Origin of the sequence: Mesorhizobium sp. M1004 (assembly GCF_040318795.1) — a bacterium.
Taxonomy (GTDB): Bacteria; Pseudomonadota; Alphaproteobacteria; order Rhizobiales; family Rhizobiaceae; genus Mesorhizobium.
In genome coordinates this window covers 19,395-38,059 of the sequence record NZ_JAMYNB010000027.1, presented here as the reverse complement: position 1 = coordinate 38,059, position 18,665 = coordinate 19,395, and the positions used below count along the sequence as shown (strand labels likewise).

Annotated in this window: 12 protein-coding genes and 9 pseudogenes; 12 read left to right on the top strand and 9 right to left on the bottom strand. The window is 57.8% G+C overall.

Annotated elements, in window-relative coordinates; genetic code table 11:
* Positions 1-258 precede the first annotated feature (258 nt).
* Positions 259-1,644, top strand: coding sequence for an argininosuccinate synthase (gene argG / locus NKH54_RS31320; RefSeq protein WP_353029649.1), 1,386 nt, complete (start codon positions 259-261; stop codon positions 1,642-1,644).
* On the opposite strand, the pseudogene NKH54_RS31315 reads toward argG, so the two are convergent.
* From NKH54_RS31315 to NKH54_RS31305, 3 pseudogenes are all read right to left on the bottom strand, one after another.
* Positions 1,610-1,854: pseudogene (locus NKH54_RS31315) on the bottom strand (transposase); the annotation flags it as partial. The gene argG and the pseudogene NKH54_RS31315 sit on opposite strands and share 35 nt — an antisense overlap.
* A pseudogene (locus tag NKH54_RS31310) lies at positions 1,853-1,999 on the bottom strand (IS481 family transposase); the annotation flags it as partial. The pseudogenes NKH54_RS31310 and NKH54_RS31315, both read right to left, overlap by 2 nt.
* 240 nt (positions 2,000-2,239) lie before the next feature.
* Positions 2,240-2,690, bottom strand: a pseudogene (locus NKH54_RS31305) (transposase); the annotation flags it as partial.
* Positions 2,691-2,871: 181 nt separating this feature from the next.
* Here NKH54_RS31305 and NKH54_RS31300 point away from each other — a divergent pair.
* Positions 2,872-3,264, top strand: coding sequence for an IS110 family RNA-guided transposase (locus NKH54_RS31300; protein ID WP_353029648.1), 393 nt, complete (start codon positions 2,872-2,874; stop codon positions 3,262-3,264).
* Between the two features lie 220 nt (positions 3,265-3,484).
* Here NKH54_RS31300 and NKH54_RS32595 read toward each other — a convergent pair whose 3' ends face one another.
* From NKH54_RS32595 to NKH54_RS32590, 3 genes and pseudogenes are all read right to left on the bottom strand, one after another.
* Positions 3,485-3,607, bottom strand: a complete 123-nt coding sequence (locus NKH54_RS32595) for a hypothetical protein (RefSeq protein WP_502907584.1) — start codon at positions 3,605-3,607, stop codon at positions 3,485-3,487.
* A gap of 868 nt (positions 3,608-4,475) precedes the next feature.
* Complete coding sequence (locus NKH54_RS31295) at positions 4,476-5,753, bottom strand: ATP-grasp domain-containing protein (protein ID WP_353029647.1); 1,278 nt, start codon at positions 5,751-5,753, stop codon at positions 4,476-4,478.
* A 319-nt stretch (positions 5,754-6,072) separates the two neighbouring features.
* Positions 6,073-7,276 (bottom strand): annotated as a pseudogene (locus NKH54_RS32590) (IS110 family RNA-guided transposase).
* Positions 7,277-8,599: 1,323 nt separating this feature from the next.
* Here NKH54_RS32590 and NKH54_RS31280 point away from each other — a divergent pair.
* Both NKH54_RS31280 and NKH54_RS31275 read left to right on the top strand, forming a co-directional pair.
* The gene (locus NKH54_RS31280) at positions 8,600-9,637 is read left to right on the top strand and encodes an IS110 family RNA-guided transposase (RefSeq protein ID WP_353029644.1); all 1,038 of its coding nucleotides are present in this window, start codon (positions 8,600-8,602) and stop codon (positions 9,635-9,637) included.
* A gap of 345 nt (positions 9,638-9,982) precedes the next feature.
* A pseudogene (locus tag NKH54_RS31275) lies at positions 9,983-10,199 on the top strand (hypothetical protein); the annotation flags it as partial.
* A gap of 22 nt (positions 10,200-10,221) precedes the next feature.
* Here NKH54_RS31275 and NKH54_RS31270 read toward each other — a convergent pair.
* Positions 10,222-11,094, bottom strand: coding sequence for a LuxR family transcriptional regulator (locus NKH54_RS31270; protein WP_353029643.1), 873 nt, complete (start codon positions 11,092-11,094; stop codon positions 10,222-10,224).
* 312 nt (positions 11,095-11,406) lie between these two features.
* Here NKH54_RS31270 and NKH54_RS31265 point away from each other — a divergent pair.
* The 4 genes and pseudogenes from NKH54_RS31265 to NKH54_RS32585 form a co-directional block, all read left to right on the top strand.
* Positions 11,407-11,608, top strand: a pseudogene (locus tag NKH54_RS31265) (aspartate aminotransferase family protein); the annotation flags it as partial.
* 333 nt (positions 11,609-11,941) lie between these two features.
* A complete protein-coding gene (locus NKH54_RS31260) occupies positions 11,942-12,904 on the top strand; it encodes a D-2-hydroxyacid dehydrogenase (protein WP_353029642.1) in 963 nt (320 codons plus the stop codon).
* A 271-nt stretch (positions 12,905-13,175) separates the two neighbouring features.
* Positions 13,176-13,430: pseudogene (locus NKH54_RS31255) on the top strand (tyrosine-type recombinase/integrase); the annotation flags it as partial.
* A gap of 13 nt (positions 13,431-13,443) precedes the next feature.
* Positions 13,444-13,631, top strand: a pseudogene (locus tag NKH54_RS32585) (transposase zinc-binding domain-containing protein); the annotation flags it as partial.
* A gap of 133 nt (positions 13,632-13,764) precedes the next feature.
* Here NKH54_RS32585 and istB read toward each other — a convergent pair.
* Together istB and NKH54_RS31245 are read right to left on the bottom strand one after the other, a co-directional pair.
* Positions 13,765-14,526: an IS21-like element helper ATPase IstB gene (gene istB, locus NKH54_RS31250; RefSeq protein WP_353029641.1), complete on the bottom strand. Its 762-nt coding sequence runs from the start codon at positions 14,524-14,526 to the stop codon at positions 13,765-13,767.
* A gap of 15 nt (positions 14,527-14,541) precedes the next feature.
* A pseudogene (locus NKH54_RS31245) lies at positions 14,542-14,880 on the bottom strand (IS21 family transposase); the annotation flags it as partial.
* Positions 14,881-15,200: 320 nt separating this feature from the next.
* Here NKH54_RS31245 and NKH54_RS31240 point away from each other — a divergent pair.
* The 4 genes from NKH54_RS31240 to NKH54_RS31225 all read left to right on the top strand — a co-directional run bounded on the left by NKH54_RS31240 (position 15,201) and on the right by NKH54_RS31225 (position 18,660).
* Positions 15,201-16,139 carry a thiamine pyrophosphate-dependent dehydrogenase E1 component subunit alpha gene (locus NKH54_RS31240; RefSeq protein WP_353029640.1) on the top strand — a complete coding sequence of 313 codons (939 nt, stop codon included), beginning with the start codon at positions 15,201-15,203 and terminating at the stop codon, positions 16,137-16,139.
* Positions 16,140-16,149: 10 nt separating this feature from the next.
* Positions 16,150-17,391, top strand: a complete 1,242-nt coding sequence (locus NKH54_RS31235) for an ArgE/DapE family deacylase (RefSeq protein WP_353029639.1) — start codon at positions 16,150-16,152, stop codon at positions 17,389-17,391.
* Positions 17,392-18,048: 657 nt separating this feature from the next.
* Positions 18,049-18,309, top strand: a complete 261-nt coding sequence (locus NKH54_RS31230) for a hypothetical protein (protein WP_353029638.1) — start codon at positions 18,049-18,051, stop codon at positions 18,307-18,309.
* Positions 18,310-18,351: 42 nt separating this feature from the next.
* Positions 18,352-18,660 (top strand): zinc-binding metallopeptidase family protein, encoded by a 309-nt coding sequence (locus tag NKH54_RS31225; protein WP_353029637.1) that lies wholly within the window; start codon positions 18,352-18,354, stop codon positions 18,658-18,660.
* Positions 18,661-18,665: the final 5 nt, after the last annotated feature.

Here is an 18,665-nt window from a genome sequence, read left to right as displayed (position 1 = left end):
TACGCCACGCGACATGATCTTTCGAAGTCAGGCACTGCGAGCGCGCCCAACACTGCCACCTACCTTGCTTGGTAGTTTTCGAGAATTCCATCGCCTGTTAGTTTGTGGGCCGTTATCGCTGAGCCCAACTCCATCTCAACGGGAGGAACCAGCGAACATGTAAGCCGCAACTGCCACCAAACGTCCTCTGGAGCTCCCGCCCTTCTCCTCATCGGAATTAAGATAGCCTAGAAACATGTTAATTTAGGAGTAACAAATATGAATGACGATTTCTTTGGGGTGGGCTCGCAAGCATACGTAGCAGATTACGTCCTAAAGCCGGGAGATGCTCCGGACGGTTCGGCATGCCTCCTGCTGTATTCTGGCGGGCTCGATACGTCATGCTGTATTCGATATATTCAGGAGGAATTCAAAGGATCAGTGATTGCATTAACGTGCGACGTCGGCCAAACGGAAAATTTTGAAGAAATTGGTAGAAAGGCTGTTGATCTTGGCGCAGAATATATTTTCAAAGACGTCAAGTCAGATTTTTACACTAAATATATATCGAAGGCTATCCGACTTAACGCGTGCTATTTCGATGGGCATCCTTTGGCGTCTTCATTGAGTCGACAGATTGTCAGCGATTGCGCGGTCGATATCGCAAAGCAGAGAAACTTGAGGATCATCGCCCACGGCGCGACAGGGCGAGGCAATGATTCATTTCGGTTCGACAATGCACTTTTGTCCCGCCTGGAAGGCGTGAAGATCCTTGCGCCTATCCGCAATAACCAACTCGATAGAGATCGGGAGATTGAGTTTGCACGCAGACATAAAATCCCGGTATCCGCCACCCGAAACAGCCCTTACAGTGTCGACGAAAATATGTGGGGAAGGGAGATCGAGGCTGGTTCGCTCGATGACTTAAGCTTTTCGCTTCCTTCGGAGGCTCTCGCATGGGTTAAGCTGCCGCCTTTGGCAAGCGGGCGAGGACGCGTGTCGATTGAATTCGACGCGGGTCTTCCAGCGCGTGTCGAATTTGGCAACGAGAGCGGGAGAACTGAAGTCACGAACATTGTGGAGGCCATCACGATGCTAAACACATTCGTAGGAGCCCATGGCATTGGTCTGCACGATCACTTGGAAGAGCGAGCGTCCGGCGTCAAGGTCCGGGAAATCCATGAATCTCCTGCTGCGACATTGATAATCAAGGCACACAAGATTCTCGAACACGCTTCGTTGACCTCAATCGAGCTATCAACGAAGCGTTACCTTGAGACGCGCTGGGTTCAGTCTATGGTGTCTGGCAGAATAGATCCAGTCGTACATTGTATTGACGAGTTTGCGAATGTGGCAAACAGAAGAGTTGCCGGCGAAGTGACATTTAACCTTACGGCAGGGCAGTGCTTTATCGAATCGTTAATGCCTGTTTATGGGCTAGATTTTCGGTCTATATACGGCGAAAATCAGGATGTCTGCTATAATCAGGATTTGGTCGCTCCAGCGATCGAGCTAATGGATGAGCCAATGCGCCAAGCGCTCAGAAATCACGAGATTGCATCGAAGGTCACGTCCGCTCTGCCGGTGTCATGGCGGCAAGGAGCAGCGCCCGGTGAAGGTGGGTGGTCTTCTAGAACACGTCCGGATCGTAGCCTGCGGCCTTGAAGTAGTTCTGGCATTCGGCTGGGTGAAGAGGTCGACGAGCGATCCGACGGCTTTTCACAGGGCTGATTGCCCTCTCGGCTTCGGCGCGCATGAGAGCCTTGAGTTTGAGAATGCGTCGATCGGATTGAAGTCGGGGCTGTAGGGCGGCAGGAATATGAGCCTCGCGCCGGTCGTCTCGATCGCCTCTCGCACGCCGGCCACCTTGTGGGAAGGCGACGATGACGGCCTCCTCGGGCGAGAGCACCGTCGACCTCGGCTCTCTCGGACCGGTCGGCAGATCGGCCATCGAGGCCCGCTCCCGCCATTTGGCGAGGGTCTTCTGGTTGAAGGCCACCGCCCTCACAGGCTCTCTTGATGGGGTTGTCTAATCGCAGCTTGGGCGTCAAGCATCTATCGCGTTGATACGGCGCTGCCGGGTGCATGGTTGTCTTCGCGGTCGACATCGGCCGCCGCATTATGGAGCTTCGCGGGACGAGCCTTCAATGTGGACGTCGCACTTTGCTGAGACCGCGGTGCTACCCCATCAGCGGAATGGCTCGGCTCACGTCCCGGCAGGGGGCGCCTCAGGCGCTCAGATTCTGAACGCTATCTGGATTTACGCCGTGGCTCCTGCACTCGGATTGAAGAGCTCGCCAGTCTTGAGCATCGTGTGCATGATCACCGCCAATTTGCGCGCCACGGCCACGGCGGCTCGTTTGAAGCCGATCCTCTCCCGGAGCTTTAGACCCCATGTACGTAGGCCGGTTTCGGTCGAACAGCGTGTCAGGATGACCGGCTTCGTAGAGAAGCCCTCGCAGATGTCGATCCCCGCGCCGGGATATATGGCCGTCATAATCGACTTCTCCCGATTGGTATCGGCGGGTTGTCAGGCCGATCCAAGCAGCGACAGAGCGAGACTTCTTGAGGTTGTTTGGATCCTCAATGGCGGTGACGAAAGAGGTCGCGGTGATCACGCCGATGCCGGGGATCGACACGAGGGTGCGGCAGGCTTGGCTTTGACGAGCATCCGTAACCAGTTGTCGCCCGAGCTCGGCGGCGCGAAGACGCCGATGCAGACCTTCCTTGACACCGCCCCGCTGGCGAAGGAGAAAAATGATCGCTGCCTGATCCCATCGGACAGGCAAAACGGACCACTCTCAGACGCCAATTGTCCGATCAAGTACAAACTTCTACAGCTCATGCATCACAAGGTACGCGACCTTCTGGTGGCCCGCCAAGACTGATGAAATGGCACGCCGTCTGATGACCGTTCCCGGCATCGGCCCCATTACTGCCTCCGCGCTTGCCGCAAGCATCCAGGATATCTCCGCCTTCTCAGGACCGCGCGAATTCGCCGCCTTCTTTGGGCTCACACCAAGGCAAAACTCTTCAGGCGGAAAGGAACGGCTGGGGCGCATCTCCAAGATGGGTAACCGATATTTGCGCAAGCTGCTCGTGATCGGCGCTCATGCCGTTCTGTTCCATCGCAAGCGTTCCGGCGATGCGTTGAGAAACTGGGCGGATCGCCTGATGGAAACCAAGCCCTTCAACCTTGTCGCCGTGGCGACCGCAACCAAACTCGCCCGTATCGCCTTCGCACTCATGCGCGACGCAACACATTATGCCGGCACACCGACGTAACAGCAGGATCGGCCGAGGCCGCGAGCCGGAATCGAGGGTGACAATGACGTGATGGGAACAGACGAGGACAGATCCCCAACGCCTGCAGCATAGTCGGAGCTTCGAGCTCGCTCTCTTGATCAGGCCAAAGGATCAGCGGATACCATCAGGGCCAGCGGCCATAGCGCCGCAGCAACAGGCCGGAGTGTCGGGCGAAATGAGAAATTGACCCCGCTATTGTCTAAGCGAGGAATGTTACCGAGCGCGATGGGGCCGACATGGCCCCTATCTCCCTCCGTCGCGGCGCAGGGAGCCAGCTCTTCATCCAATCGCCATTGAGGATGATCAACCCTGCCATTTCCATGCGCCATGCCTTCACAAGCCGTTGCACCATTGGTTCTTTTCCTTGAGCGCGATGGACATCGCAAAGGAGCTCGGGATGTTGGTGGAGCGCCCTGCCGCCATTCTATGGTATCGTGATGCAGATCAGCCACGCGATTGACAATGGGCATGCAAACCTCTCATGACTTACGGCCTGTGCGGGGCGGCCAGTCCCTCAACCCAGAAGGCGCGAGAGCACCCGCTCAACGTGTTGCTCCGGTCCGAGATCAGGGAGATTGCTGAGATCTCCAAATGGATTGTTGAGCGCCAGTTCGTCACAGTTTAACTTGATCAGGAGTCTCTTCAATGACACGCTTAAGCCCGAGAACAGCGCCTAGCGCGATCCGCGCCGCGCTATGCACCGGTTCAGCGATGAATTTTGGTGGATTGCTTGGTGGCCGCCCCGGAGGTGGGGAGGATTCAGATCGATACGACACTGCCGCGCCTGCAAAGAGGTGAAGCGTACTATCAGGTTTAGGGGTTTGTCAGGCAGCTCTGGAGCCGCCGCTGACCAACGCTCGCTCTCAATCAGGCATGGCGGTATAGTCAAGCCCAAGGGGTGCCAGTTGAGACCGCCGGAGACCGCTCGTGTTTCGGGCCCACTGCAAGCATGACGGATCGGCCATCACCGCGTCGACGATTTGGCCGTACAACGCGAGGCCAACGACACGATCTACGGACTTGCTGGTTCCCGGTGCGACAAGAGCGAGTCTATCACAAGTAGAACTCGGTCCCGTCCGGTTCCACCGCCGAGCCGACGAGTGCGTCTGGGCGCTCCACCGGAGAGGATGGTAGAGCTGGGGTGATTTGTGGCACAGGATAGACTGCACAAGTTCGGCGATGAGCACCTCTTACCCGGCGCCACCTTCCTTCGCGGGGAAGCGCGAGGGGCCCAGGTATTCCTTCTCGCCAAGAATGGAAAATGGTGTAATCGACCACTTGATTAAGTCGACGGCTCGCTGAAGTATCGCCTCAGTCTCGGCAAGGTGGGGTGAACTGGCGATGACATGTCCGATTAAGTCTTCCCAATCGCCTTTCCTGACGATCGCCGTATTGGGTTCAAGAGACAACTTGACCTTGGCGACGCCAGGTACAGCAGCCGCCTGACTGTCGCCATCTATCCAATCCAGGGTGCCATCGCGCTCAGGAACAAGGAACCGCGCCGCCGCAGTTTCCGAACGGCTTCTGCGCAAATTCCATTCGTCACCGATCACAAGCTTGATATGCTCGGTTATGAGATCAACGCCGAGAGCTAGCTGAACCAGTTCAACACCGGGCGAACCCGCAAGACGTGGATTGACTTCGATGACGACCGGGCCACGCTTCGTCCACCGGATTTCAACGTTGGTTGGCCCCCAGCCAAGCTCAAGAGCTTTTAAACACCTCAGCGAAACATCTGCAATGCGATCACGCTCGTCATCAGTCAGCACGGCCGGATAGGTGCACTCACGATAGACGAAATGCGGTGCGCTGCCGAAGGCAAGGGCGGCAATCCCAACGATCTCATCTCCCATTATGTCAGCCCAATAATGCGGGCCTTCTGCAAATTCTTCGACCAGTATCCTTGGCGACGACCGCCATACGTGCTTGCCGCCCAACAGATAGGTGGTATGTTCGGCCAATTCATCGAAACTGCGGCACAATCGGACCCCCTCGCTGCCGCTGCCCACGGCCGGCTTTACAATCACCGGCAGCCCGATCTCCGCAGCAGAGTTTTCCACATCCGTCGCATCCGTTGCCAAGTGATAAGCAGGCATTGGAATGCCGGCATGCGCTAGGAGCTGACGTTGAGCGAATTTGTCGCAGCATCGTTCAATCGACGTAGGGTTCGGTCCCGGTAAATCGAAATGCCGGCAGAGCTTGCCGACCGTCGCATAGACCGATTCCTGGGAGCTGGTAATGCCAGCAATGTCGTAGGTCGTATGCAGTCGGGCACATTCGCCGATCAGCGCATCGAGATTGGTTGTATCCACACGGATTGCCTCATTGCCTTCCGCCGCGAGATCCTTGTGATGAGCTGGATCAGCCGATAGGACAATTGGATGAAGACCAAGACGTCGGGCAGCTTGGACGAACAGCGGCCCAGTGTTTCTTGTGCCTTCAAGTAGGACGAGCGCTCTTCTTCTCATTGGCTGTCGACTCCTGCATAGAGTGCTGTGCGGTGGTTCCTGCGTAAATCAGCACAGCATTGTTCGCCGCGCCGGCCTTAGACAGTTGCCGTGAAAGTACCACTGTCAGTGATTTGCGGTCGTGAAGATGCTGTGAAGTTATTTGAAGCCTGTGTTGCAAGCGTTGTGATTTCGGAGGGTTGCAATGTGGGTGCCGGTTTGGCCGTTCGTCATCATCACCGGTGGACGGCCTTCGGCGAAGCTGATTTTGCTATTCTTTCGCGGCTCGGGTGACCGCGTGGCGAAGAGCAGGGTCGAGGTTGCAACCCTGTCGCGCAGCCTATGATCGTCGCACCTCATGTGCGGCGCCCGAGCGCCCTTTCGGTGATTGCTGTTCCCATGTAGCGACGAAGCGACGGTAGGCTTCCTCTGCGTTGCCGACCGTCTCGCGCTCGCTGTCGCGCACCGACTTGTTGCTGTAGTCGGCGGCGGATCCCTTTGCCCTGCCGCCGCGGATAGCCGGCGGTCAATTCCAGCTTTCGGAGCTTCCAATCAAGGAGCGCCGAGCGGCTCCAGATGTAGTCCTCGCCCTTGGTCAGCATGTGCCAGACGATGACCGCCAGCTTGCGCGCAGTCGCGACCGCGGCAACGTGCTTACCCGTTTGTCGCGGATGCGCATGAAGAAGGCCCGCAGCGGGCCAGGCACGCCGGAAATGACCCACGTCGCCTCGACCAGCATCGATCGCGCGTGGGCTCGGCCTTGTTTGGTGATGCGGCCATGATAGGCCGGCTTGTCGCCGGACTGACGGACCCGCGGGTTGAGCCCAAAATAGCTGACAAGCTTTTCCGGTGATGAGAACCGTTCGACATCGCCAATGGCCGCCACGATACTCAGCGCGAGGTGACGTTCACGCCGGTGATCGTCATCAGTCGCGTGACCCGATGCTCCTGGAGGGCCGTCTGCGCGAGACTCTTGTCTACTTGTGCAAGCTCACCACCAAAGCGATCGAGTTCACCGGCATGGCGAAAGACGACTCGGCGCTGATGCTCGGCGAGCGGCTGAGCCTCCAGCCAAGCCCTGCCCCGCTTTGAGAACAGGGTGCGGGATCAGGTTGGCGTGCAGAACGGAATGGATTCGGTTTTTGAGTCATCTGGGAGACGAGCTGCGTTCGTTCCGCTACCACGCGACGACGCGTCTCGGTTTCCTTGTCCGGCATCCACACTTCGGGTAGAAAGCCACTCGCATGAAGCTTCGCCAGCACTGCCGCGTCGATCTTGTCGGTCTTGACCTTGGCCCAGGCGATGGCCCGGACCAGGATCGGATTGGCTATGACCACCCGGCCCACAAAAGGCGACAATAATCGCACGATCGCACTTGTATTGCATGTCGCCTCAATGACCATCTCGTCCGGCTTGAGCTTCATTGCGAACTGCAACAGGCGGCTGCGTTCGAGATCGATCCTCCCCGCATCCCGGATTTTTGTTTTGTCCAAGATCGCCATTTGGGCGAATGATCGGTGGACATCAAGGGCAATGGTTCTCATTCCCGGCTCCTTTCCAGGTTCAGCAAACTTGGGAGCCGGCGGGCTACACGACAACTACGGATCCGCGCTCGCAGCGCAACCGGGCAAGTCGAAGGGGGCGGCCAGATAACAACTCGAACTCTCAGTTCATCAGATACTTCGGCCCGCCCGCCATGCGTGCTCCCGACACCCCAATCCCGGTAGGGGGACGCTAGTCGATCCATCCGTGCAAGAAAATACGGATTGGCGCGTCGCGCCTATTCATGCCTGATAACAATCCCATCGAACAGGGCCATCGGGATTATGAACCGCCGATTAGATGGATGCTTGGCTTCAGGTCCTCGCCAGTGTCGGTCCATTTGGGACATACGCCGAGAAGTTGTTAGAGTGCTGCTTGGCCAGATCAAAGCAGGCTACGCGGAATGGTTTCGGGCTATTCTCTTGTGAACAGTTGTCGAAGGTGTCCAGCACTCGCGTTCAGCAAGCCGTACGCAGCCGTCGTGAGTGAGGCGCTGGAGTTGCACTACAACCGTATCAACAATCTGAGGTCGCGAGTGGGCCGACCGCAAGCGCGCCCTTGCCGCCGTTGAATCAACATAACGCCCTCCCTGTCCCAAATCTCCGTACTTCGGGGCGCTCCAACGCGCCGCAATCTGCGAACCGCCCAGAGCAACGGCAGGCTGGAACGAACGTAGACCGAAGTCCTCGCAGCGGTAAGCACTTCGGTGCTTTCGTCCGGCCACGACCCCACCTGCTTAGCCTGGGCTGATCATGCGAAGAAGTCCCCGTTTTGGACGGGGTGTTTGCGTGGAGACAGACGGCGAAATGGACGTCCATTCCGACGGCTCAAACAGTGGGTTTTGCCGGCCGCCTTGAATGCTCGCAGGTCCGACAGGGCGGTGGCAGTGCTCACAGGCGGAGAAGGCGCGGATCGTAGCATGCGGGCTTGCGCGTTGCGGAAGTGGCACTCAAATACGAGGTGACGCGCTGGCGTAAACCGACTGGTCAACCTTGCACTTCCCGGATTTTCGCTACTCAGCCTTTCATCCTTCGTGGATCCGCTTCGCCTCGCGAATTCCATCTCCGGCCGATCCTTCTTCGAGTGGACGATTGCAAGCTTGGATGGCCAGCCGGTTGAATGCGCCAGCGGGTTCATCCTGTCGGTCGACAGCGATTTTGCCAGCACTGGAGGATGCGTTCAGGCCGGCAAAGGGCCAAGCATGGTCTTTGTCTGCGCCGGGGAATGGATCCAAAAGCAGATGAGGTGGATGGCTCCCGCTCCCGGCATCACAGTGCCACAGTGGGTTTACTGTCAGGCAACCCGAGCAAAGGAAGCCATCCGCCATGCAGATTACTACCGTGGGCCTTGATCTGGCCAAGCGCATTTTTCAGGTTCATGCCGTCGACGCGTCTGGGGGCGTTGTCGTACGCAAGGCCCTGCGGCGGTCGCAGGTCCTGCCGTTCTTCGCCAAGCTGCCGCGCTGCCTGATCGGGATCGAGGCCTGCGGGACGTCACATCACTGGGCTCGAGCACTGACGGAGCTCGGCCATGAGGTCCGCTTGATGCCGCCGAGCTACGTGAAACCTTATGTGAAGCGCGGCAAGAATGATGCGGTGGACGCGGAAGCGATCTGCGAAGCGGTGACACGCCCGACCATGCGCTTCGTGGCGATGAAGTCGGCCGAGCAACAGGCGGCCCTGTCGCTTCACCGCACACGCAATCTTCTGGTCAAGCAGCGCACGCAACTCGTGAACATGATCCGCGGCTTGTTGGCTGAGTTCGGCATCGACATTCCCCAAGGTTTGGAGCGGGCGCTTAAGCTGGCGCGCCAGATAGCCGCGAAGAAATCCACATTGGACGCACCGGCAATGGCACTGCAGATTCTGTGTCTCCTGTGCGAGCAGGTGCTCGACACCCATGCCCGGCTCCAGAATATCGCCCGGTCGTTCCTTGCCCAGCAAAGAACGAATGAAGTGGCACGGCGTCTATCGACCATACCTGGCATTGGCCCGATCGGTGCCACTGCGTTGGCGGCCTCGGTTGCTGATCCGGGTCAGTTCCGCTCGGGTCGAGAGTTTGCCGCCTGGCTCGGGCTGACACCTTCGCAAAATTCGAGCGGCGGAAAGGACCGTCTCGGGCCCATCACCAAGATGGGCGACCGGTACCTAAGAAAGCTCCTTGTGATCGGCGCGACCTCTCTGATCCGGCGGGCAAGGCATAAGCCCGAGGCTGCGGATCCGCGGCTCCTCGCGTTGCTGGCCAGGAAGCCAGCGCGTGTGGCGAGCGTAGCCATGGCAAACAAGATGGCCCGCGTGGTGTGGGCTATCATGGCGCGCGGCGAAACCTATCAAGCGCGTCATGCTCCGAACCTTGCAGCGTAAGTTGCACAGAAGATGAGACACTGAAGCAGAAATCAGATCGAGCCGATCAATCGGCTCTATGAGGTTGTAAGAGCGACGCGATGTGATGGCGAGACCGGTCAGGCCGGGAACAGGGACAACCCATGCGATGTCGAAGGCGTGAGAGCCTGCAAAGCAGATTGGGACCTTGTTCGCCGACCCCATCAAGGCCAGCAGCTTCGAACGGCTGCATGAACAGGCCGGACAGAAGACTGCACCCGACCAATGCGCCAGAACAGCGAATTACCTCTTGCAATACGGGAGCCATCCACAGAAGACGTCGACGTCCCTCAGCAAGATTCTTCGGCTTTGCAAGCGGCAGGGGGGCGGCAGGCCCTTTATATGCCAGCTCTCGTGGCAGTGCGCTTCAATCCACCGCTCAAGGCAAAATACAAAAGCCTGAAAAAGACCGGCAAGCCCCAAAGGTCGCTATTACAGCAATAATGCGAAAGCTCTCGTGCTGGCAAACGCACTCATCAGGGATGACCGAAAATGTCCGCAACCCTCCCTTGACCAACACGGATACTCTAATCGCCGCGGATGAACTACAGTGGCACTCAGGCTTCTCACAATTCGATTATTCCGGAGTTTACGGCTTTTATAGCAGCGACCGTTCTGCTAGCAGCATCCAGTTTTCGCATTACGTTTTTTATATGGAAATTGACGGTGTTTACGGAAATCGCTAAAATTTGTCCTATTTCCCACGACGATTTCCCTCTCGCCGTCCACAGAATACACTCCTTTTCTCTTAGAGAAAGGTCAGGAGCTTCCTCGCTGCCACTCGAATTCGCGAACTTCGCGACCCTCAGATGGAAATGTAACGCCGCAAATTGCAAATAGGTAATTGTTCTATTTTCGAATTCGCGGTCCGAGGCTTGAGCAAAGCTCATGATCGCAAACCTGCCACCGGGGCCGTGCAATGGAACGCTGATGCCTGACCTTAAGCCGAACGTCGCAGCCTCGTCGAAAACGCGCCGTTCATCTTCAGTCGTGCTTGCATCGTTGTACACCTCGCTCCATCGAAAGGCGCCTGCCCGCTTTCGACACTTCTTGATGAGAGGATCTATCCGGTCATAACCCATTTCGAAGTAGCGCTCCTGCCACTCATCAGGATAACTCAGCATGAGTGCCGGATCGCGTCGGTCCGGCTTCAACAATTTTTGGTTGGGCGTCAGAGAGCCATAGGCGATCCACGGGCACTCGAAATTCAGGGCAAAAGCAGATAACACGTCGAACAACTGCTCGGTTTGAGCAACGCCATCAGTCTGGTCGAGAAATCGGCCGAACTCGACCGCTAGCTTCCCGGCTGCCGTCGTGAAATGCATCGATGGGACCAAAGAAAACTGGCCAGACACTCTGGTCGGCAGCCCACGAAATTGAGTCATCGGGGGCGTTCCATAGGTTTCTTCTCCGCAGCCATTTGCACCAAATTTGGTCACTGGTGCACAAAGCTGCCGGCTCTAGGCTGCGACTCTGCGCGCCGTCCTCAGCACACCGGCACCGCCAAAGCTTTATCAGATCACCGCAACGGATAGAGCTATTTTATTTGAAGTGTACGTTGCGTAATATTTTAATAAGTACAACATTGGAAACAAAGGTTTAAAGTTTACCGTGTTGCGTCAGTTGCCTTCGTGTGTCATACGACGATTGAGGGTCAATTCCGCGATTGGTCGGCTAAGACGTGCATCATGCTAGTTTTAAAAAGCGGCTGGCCGAGTGTACTCCGCCGACTGAGCGCGAGGATCGGGACGATGCGCTTGAGCAATCTAGGAACGGAGCAATTTCCGGGAGAAGGATCGAAGCTTCGTCTTTCATCCGTCTACGCACCTAGCCAAGCACAGGCTCGGCGAGACGCCAAACCGGATTATCGCCGGTGCAGAAGGCATGTACATCTGGGATACGGACGGCCGAAAGGGCCTTGACCGTCTCAGCGGGCTCTATCGCGTCAGCGTCAACGCGACTCCGCGATCAGTGTTACGACCTTCCGATTGCTGAAGGCACGGGGCGGGGTACGATCCTGACTTAGCCGTTGGTGGCGTTGACGGTTGCTGGATCGTGATCGGGGTATGCGATCTTTGATATGATTAGAGTGGGAACGCTGGGCCTCAGCTGCGTCATGACTGGCAGTGCCGCCATCTCGAAACGAGATGGGCGAAAGGCGACAAATATATTGGAACGTCCGCTCCATCGTTGTCCATACTGCGGATAAGGGCTGAGCGGCGTTGCTTTGGCAAGGGAGGCAAGGCGTGAAGTCCTTCAAGCTTGCTTGTTTAGGGAGACATAACCATGGCCGTTGAGAGCCAAGGGTTGACCATTGTGATCAATCATCCAGCCGCGGAGCATTACGTCCAACTCATTCGCGAGCGTTTCCCACAGGTTCGTGCCTTGGCGGCGCCCGACTCTGACAGGCTGGAGTGGCACATAGGTGAGGCGGATGCACTGCTTGCTTTTCGCTTTCCCGTTGAGGTCTTCGATAAAGCGAAGAAGCTGCGCTGGTTCCAATGCACCGGCGCAGGGATCGATTCCATCTTTCCAATTCGCGAGAGGGTGGGCCATCTGAAGGTTACCAATGCACGTGGTATCCACGGCGATGTCATAGCGGATTATGTAATGGCCGGCGTGACAATGCTGCACTGGGATTTCCGGAGATTTCTGCAGGAGCAGAAGGATCGGCAATGGAATCCGCGCTTTATAGCGCCATTGGCAGACAAGACCCTTGGCGTCGTCGGATTGGGCGCGATCGGAGGGACCATCGCCAGACGCGCCAAGAGCGCGGGCATGACGGTGGTCGGCTCGAAACGGGATGTCTCCGTCCCCATCGATGGTGTCGACCGGCTGTTCCCCTCTGGTGCGCTTGAGGAAATGCTGCCGCTCTGCGATTTCGTGGTCCTGGCGCTGCCGGCGAAGCCGGATACGGTGGGGTTCATCGGGGCGGCCGATATCGCGCGCATCAGGCCCCATGCATTTCTGATCAACATCGCGCGGGGCAGTGTCATAGTGGAAGCCGAACTGATCAAGGCACTGCAGAGCCGCGCGATCGCCGGTGCGATGCTTGACGTATTCGAGCGAGAGCCACTGCCGCAGGAAAGTCCGCTGTGGGACATGCCAAATGTGATCGCTACCCCCCATGTGGCGGGAAGTCCGACGAATTATACGGAGCGAGTGTTCTCCATCTTCGCTGATAATCTCGATCGGTTCCTGAAGGGTCAGGCACTAACAAATGTCGTGGACCTTTCGCGCGGCTACTGACTGCGGCCCAATGCCGTTATTCCTGCGGGCATCTGCGGAATGGTGAATTGAGATGAATGTAGCAGCGGACGAACAGACTTTGCTTCGGATAATACTCTTTGTGTCCAACGGATCGGCGGCCACAACGGGGCGCGATTCTTTTGATCGAATGAAGGGCGGGGATGTCCTCGCTTCAGTGAGCTCTTCCCTTTCAGCGACCTACGGCGAGGCCCGCGGCAAACTTCTCGCAGCGGCACCTCAAACGCGCGCGTACGTTCTGCCTCAGCTGAAGGAGGTGCTGTATTCGGCCTACCGCTTGGCGCGTGCGGCCGCCGGCATCGACAAGCGTGTGACGGTCCACACGCTCAGGCACAGCTTCGCCACGCATTTGCTGGAGAATGGCACCGACATTCGCATTATCCAGGTGCTGCTCGGCCACAATAATCTGTCCTCGACGGCGCGCTACACCAAGGTCTCGAACGGCCTAATCCGGCGCACGACGAGCCCGCTCGACCGGCTGAACGTCAAGGTCGTGCCGCCGGGCTGATCCGGTCCCGCCCATGCCGGCGAGACTGGAGGTGGCGGATATCTTCCGCCGCCATGGCGAGGCGTATCGACAGGCCCATGACGGCCGTCTCGGGCGCGTCGAACGGCGTGTGATGAGCGCCATCGAACTGTGCCGGACAGCCAAGCTCATGTCGAGGGTTGCCGCTCCTGCGGGACGATCCGCGTGGCCTATAATTCCTGCCTTATGGGCAGATTGCGCATTTCGCTGATTGTGAGCACGCATTTCAGGCGATGGTGAGCGCTCATTTCATTTGATCGTGAGCAGCTATTTCACGCGATCATGAGCGGCCGCTTCGACCGACCTGTTTATTGATTCAGGTGTTTGCGGCTGCGTCAAGAGCGTGGGCGCGAGCGTTCTGTTTTCGCATGCTTTCTCCGGTGAGTTGAAGGCGGGGAGCGTTGTGAACGAGGCGATCCAGAATTGCGTCGCCGAGGGTGGGATCGCCGATGACGTCGTGCCAGTGTTCCACGGGGATTTGGCTGGTGACGATGGTCGAAGCGCGGCCGTGGCGATCATCGAGGATTTCCAGAAGATCGCGGCGCTCGGCGGCACTGAGAACCGACAGGCCCCAGTCGTCGAGGATAAGGAGCTGAACGCGCCCGAGCATCTTGAGCAGGAGGCCATAGCGCCCGTCGCCGCGCGCCAGCGCGAGTGCCTCGAACAGCCGCGGGACGCGATGGTAGAGCACCGAACGATTGTCGCGGCAGGCTTTGTGGCCGAGCGCGCAGGCAAGCCAGCTCTTGCCCAGGCCGATTGCGCCTGTGACCAGCAAGTTCTCATGGCGGTCGATCCAGTCGCCGACGACGAGCCTGGCGAAGACGGCGCGGTCGATGCCGCGCGGGGTGCGCAAATCGACATCCTCCACGCATGCGCTCTGGCGCAGCGCGGCGAATTTGAGCCGCGTCGTGAGCCGTTTGGTGTCGCGCTCGGCGGCTTCGCGGTCGACAAGAAGACCGATGCGCTCCTCGAACGACAGGGCCTCGAGGTCCGGCGATCGTCGCTGTTCCTCGAAGGCTTTGGCCATTCCGGCCAAGCCGAGTGCAATCAGCCGTTCATGGGTGGGATGGGTGAGCATTGAGATCTCCATGGTTCAGTGGAAATAGCCCTGACCGCGGATGTTGCGGTGGCGCAGGGGTTGATGGTCGGGCGTCTCGTCGAGGAAAGCGCGATCAAGGCCGTTCTTAAGGATCGAACGGATCGAGGCGACGGAGCGTGCCTTGATGAGGATGCCACGTTGGCAGGCTGCGTCGACGCGCGCGTTGCCGTAGCTCTTGGTCAGAGAAAGAATGCCGAGGCAGGTGCGAAAGCCCTGTTCGGGATGCGGCCGGTCAGCGATGACAGCTTGGAAGAAGGCGGCGGTGGAAGGCCCGATCCTCTCGCCGGCCGCGATCAATCCTCCTGGCGTCCACTTGCCGTAGCGGCGATGCGCCCCCCCAAATCAGCTCGATCTGCCCATCCAGATATAAACTGAGTTTAACAACAGCGTAAACTTTTGATTATTCTCAGGACGCCATCCGGTTCTTATTATCAACTAACTGAGCCGCGGGCCCTGATGCCAAACGACTTTTGTTGAAATCCTTATCCATTGGTAGGGCTGGATGATGCTGACGCACCGGTAAGATCGGCGGCGTACCCCGTCTGGTGAGCTGCGTCTCTTTTGTTTGGAGCAACGTTTTGGATCATGCATTTGGATAAGAACTCGAGGCCTATCGTCGGATGCTCCGCATCCGTCGTTTCGAAGAAGAGGGGATGCGCCTGTTCAAGGGCGGCAAAATCCCAAGTAATTTCCATGTGAGCGCGGGTCAGGAAGCCGCCATCGTCGGGGCGTGTATTGCTCAACGAAACGATAACGCAATGACCGGGACGCATCGTTCGCATGGCCATCCGATCGGCAAGGGTGGGCGCCTGGACGTCTTTATGGTTGAACTAATTGGAAGGGAGGGCGGCATTTGCAAGGTGCGCGGGGGTCGATGCACCTTGCGGACAAGTCGGTTGGCATGGTCAGCGAATCGGGCATCGTTGTCGGACATTGCTTTGGCGACGGGGTGCGCGTTCAGCGCCAAGGTGCGGGGGCGTCGATCAGGTAACTCTTGTTTCTTTGGTGATGGGGCAGTGAGCCAAGGCACCATCCATCAGAGCCTCAACATGGCCTCCCTGTGGAAGCTTCCGGTCATATATTTTTGCGAAAACAATGGGTACGCAATCACCACCTCGGTGGCGCAAAGTCAGGGGCAGCCGGGCATCGCGCTGCGGGCGGCCGGCTACGGCATGCGAGGGGTAGCGGTCAACGGCCAGGACGTGAACGCCGTTCATGAGGCTACGGCACAGGCCGTCACACGAGCACGCGCGGGCCCTACTCTCATAGTAGCGAATACCTACCGCTTCGATGAGCACAACTTCGGCTTGGCGGTTCCGGGCAAACCTTACCGATCGGCTGAAGAAGGCCTACAAACGCGACCGCGATCCGATTGTGCTGTATCCCCCATCTGCTTCTCGATCTGCGTAACTCAGCCTCGACTTTGGCACGCCACGCGGGCGTATGCACGCCCTGCGCAATGTCTCGCTCGACGTACCGGCTGGACAGGTGGTCGGTGTCAACACAACGCCCAACTGGAACAGCTAGTTCAGGAACCGCGGGCCAAGTTGCAGCCCCCGACCCAAGCTTTCGAAATGAAAATTGCGGAATGAGAACAGGACCATGGGAACTATTAAGGATCAGCTTCGTCTCCGGCTTTCGGAGCGCGAGGGCGAAATGCTGAGTTTCTTGCGCCGTTTGATTCAGATCCCGACGCCGAATCCGCCCGGCGAAACGAAAGCTGCGATGGACTTGGTTGCGCAATTTCTTTCACAGCGTGGAATACCATACGAGATCGTCGCGCCTCACCAAGGCATGCCTAACCTCATCGCCGAGTTTAGCGGCGGAAGCGATGGCCCGAGGCTTGTCCTGAACGGACATCTTGATGTGTTCCCGGCGGGAGACTTGAGCAAGTGGTCTTACGATCCCTGGGCTGCGACGGAAGCGGATGGGTGCATATATGGGCGGGGTGCATGCGACATGAAGTCTGGCACAACGGCGCTTTTGTTCGCCTTTGCCGCACTGCACGAAATACGACAGCATCTGCGAGGTTCACTTGTCCTCACGGTTGTTTCGGATGAGGAAACTTTTGGCCCTTGGGGCGCTCGATACCTGATTGAACATAGGAAAGAAGTTCTCGGGGATTGCCTGCTGAGCGGCGAACCTACCAGCCCTTACGCATTGCGGTTCGGCGAGAAAGGCCGTCTGTGGATCAAGATCCGCGTCCGCACCCCAGGCGCTCACGGAGCCTACGTTCATATGAGTCAAAATCCGATCGGGATAGCCGCCGATCTGATAGCGAGGCTTCAGTCACTCAAAGAAATCCGCAGCCCCGCGGATACTGCTCTCACGATTACCCTTCAGAAGAATGCATTGACCATCGACAAGGCCTACGGGCTAGGGGCGTCGGGTATTATTTCATCGACGACTCTGAATTTGGGAGTGATCAAAGGCGGCGTGAAAATTAACATGGTCCCCTCAGACTGCGAGTTTGAGGTCGATATACGCACGCCGCCGGACGTGTGTCTTGAAGACGTGATGGAGCGTCTAAGAGAAATCATAGCCGGCTTCCCCGGAGTCGAACTTGAGGTCATGGATCAAGATGCCGCAAGCACTTCCCCCCCGGAGCATCCGATGGTCCACGCTCTAATCCGAAATGCAAAGCAGGTATCCGACGTTGAACCAAAACCGATCATCGCCCTGGGCGGATGTGACGCGCGCCTCTGGCGCTACGCTGGGATACCGGCATTCGTTTACGGTCCATCGCCTACTGGGATGGGGACCGCCGATGAGTTAGTGCGGGTTGATGAATTTTTGCACGTCGCAAAGACACATACCTTAGCGGCCTACGACTACCTCAAGTAGAGAAGAGCGGTGGAAAGTATCCAGCCGCCGGTTGAGAAAGGTGGCTGCACAGATGAGGACCAATTCCGCCAGAAACCCGATCCCTGCAGAAATGCTGCGGAACCGAGTTAAAAGATGCGCCTTTGTGCGTCGTGAGGCACTAATTTGCAGCAAAGCGCAATAGGCTTGCAATTGCCGTTGGACGAGTTTGAGCCAAGCGAATGCAATATGAATGCCTGTTGCGGAACGCTGCGGTACGGGTGAGATGTTGACAATCGGAAACGTTCTCGGTTGGCAAGCGGCTCGGGATTAATCCGCCCCAACCAGCTCGATAAGGGGAATTGAAGCATGACAATCTGTCGACGCAACTTCAAGGCAGGTGGCTGCCGGACGGACATTCTATCGCATCAATATCACGCGCAGTTGGTGGCCCAACCGCGCAGTCGGAATTCTAGGCGAGTTCGACGCGTTGCCCGAGCTCGCTCAAGTTTCAGGCGTCACCGAGCATACGCCAACGGCGAAGGGTGCGCTAGGCCACGGTTGCGGCCACAACCTTCTTGGTGCCGGCTCGGCACTCGCTGCAGTCGCGTTGAAGGATGCGCTGATAGCCGAAAACATCAAGGGCACCGTGCACTATTACGGCTGCCGGCTGAGGAGGCCGGCGGGGGTAAGACATTCATGGCTCGCGCCGGCATCTTCGACGATCTCGATGCTGCTGCATCGGGGGTTCGTAACGAGGTGATGACCAAATCGTCGATCGCCGCGATAGGGGCTCGCTTTCGATTTAAGGGCACCGCCACTCATGCAGCGATGTCTCCCCACTTGGGCCGTAGCGCGCTAGACGCGGTGGAACTTATGAATGCGGGTGTGAACTATATGCGCGAGCACATGCCCTCATACGCGCGTGTGCATTACGCCATCACCAACACCGGAGGTTAAGCGCCCAACACAGTATAGGCCTGTGCTGATTCAGTTTATTCCGTGCGCTCGCCGGATCTGCCGGATGCTGAGCGCCTGTTCGGCCGCGTGACGAAGATTGCAGAGGCCGCTGCCATGATGACCGAGACTTCCATGACCGTTCAGATCATTGGCGGCTGCTCGAACGTCGTACTCAATAAAGTGTTGCAGGACATCATTTATGAGAACATGCGCCGTCTCGGCCCGCCAGCATTCGACGAGGCCGATTTCGCTTTCGCCAAGGAACTCCGCGACGCCGCGTTGACGGACTACGACGTGCTGGCAAGCGTTGCGCCAAACTATGTATCACTCAAGAACAAGTTCCTGGTATAGATTAG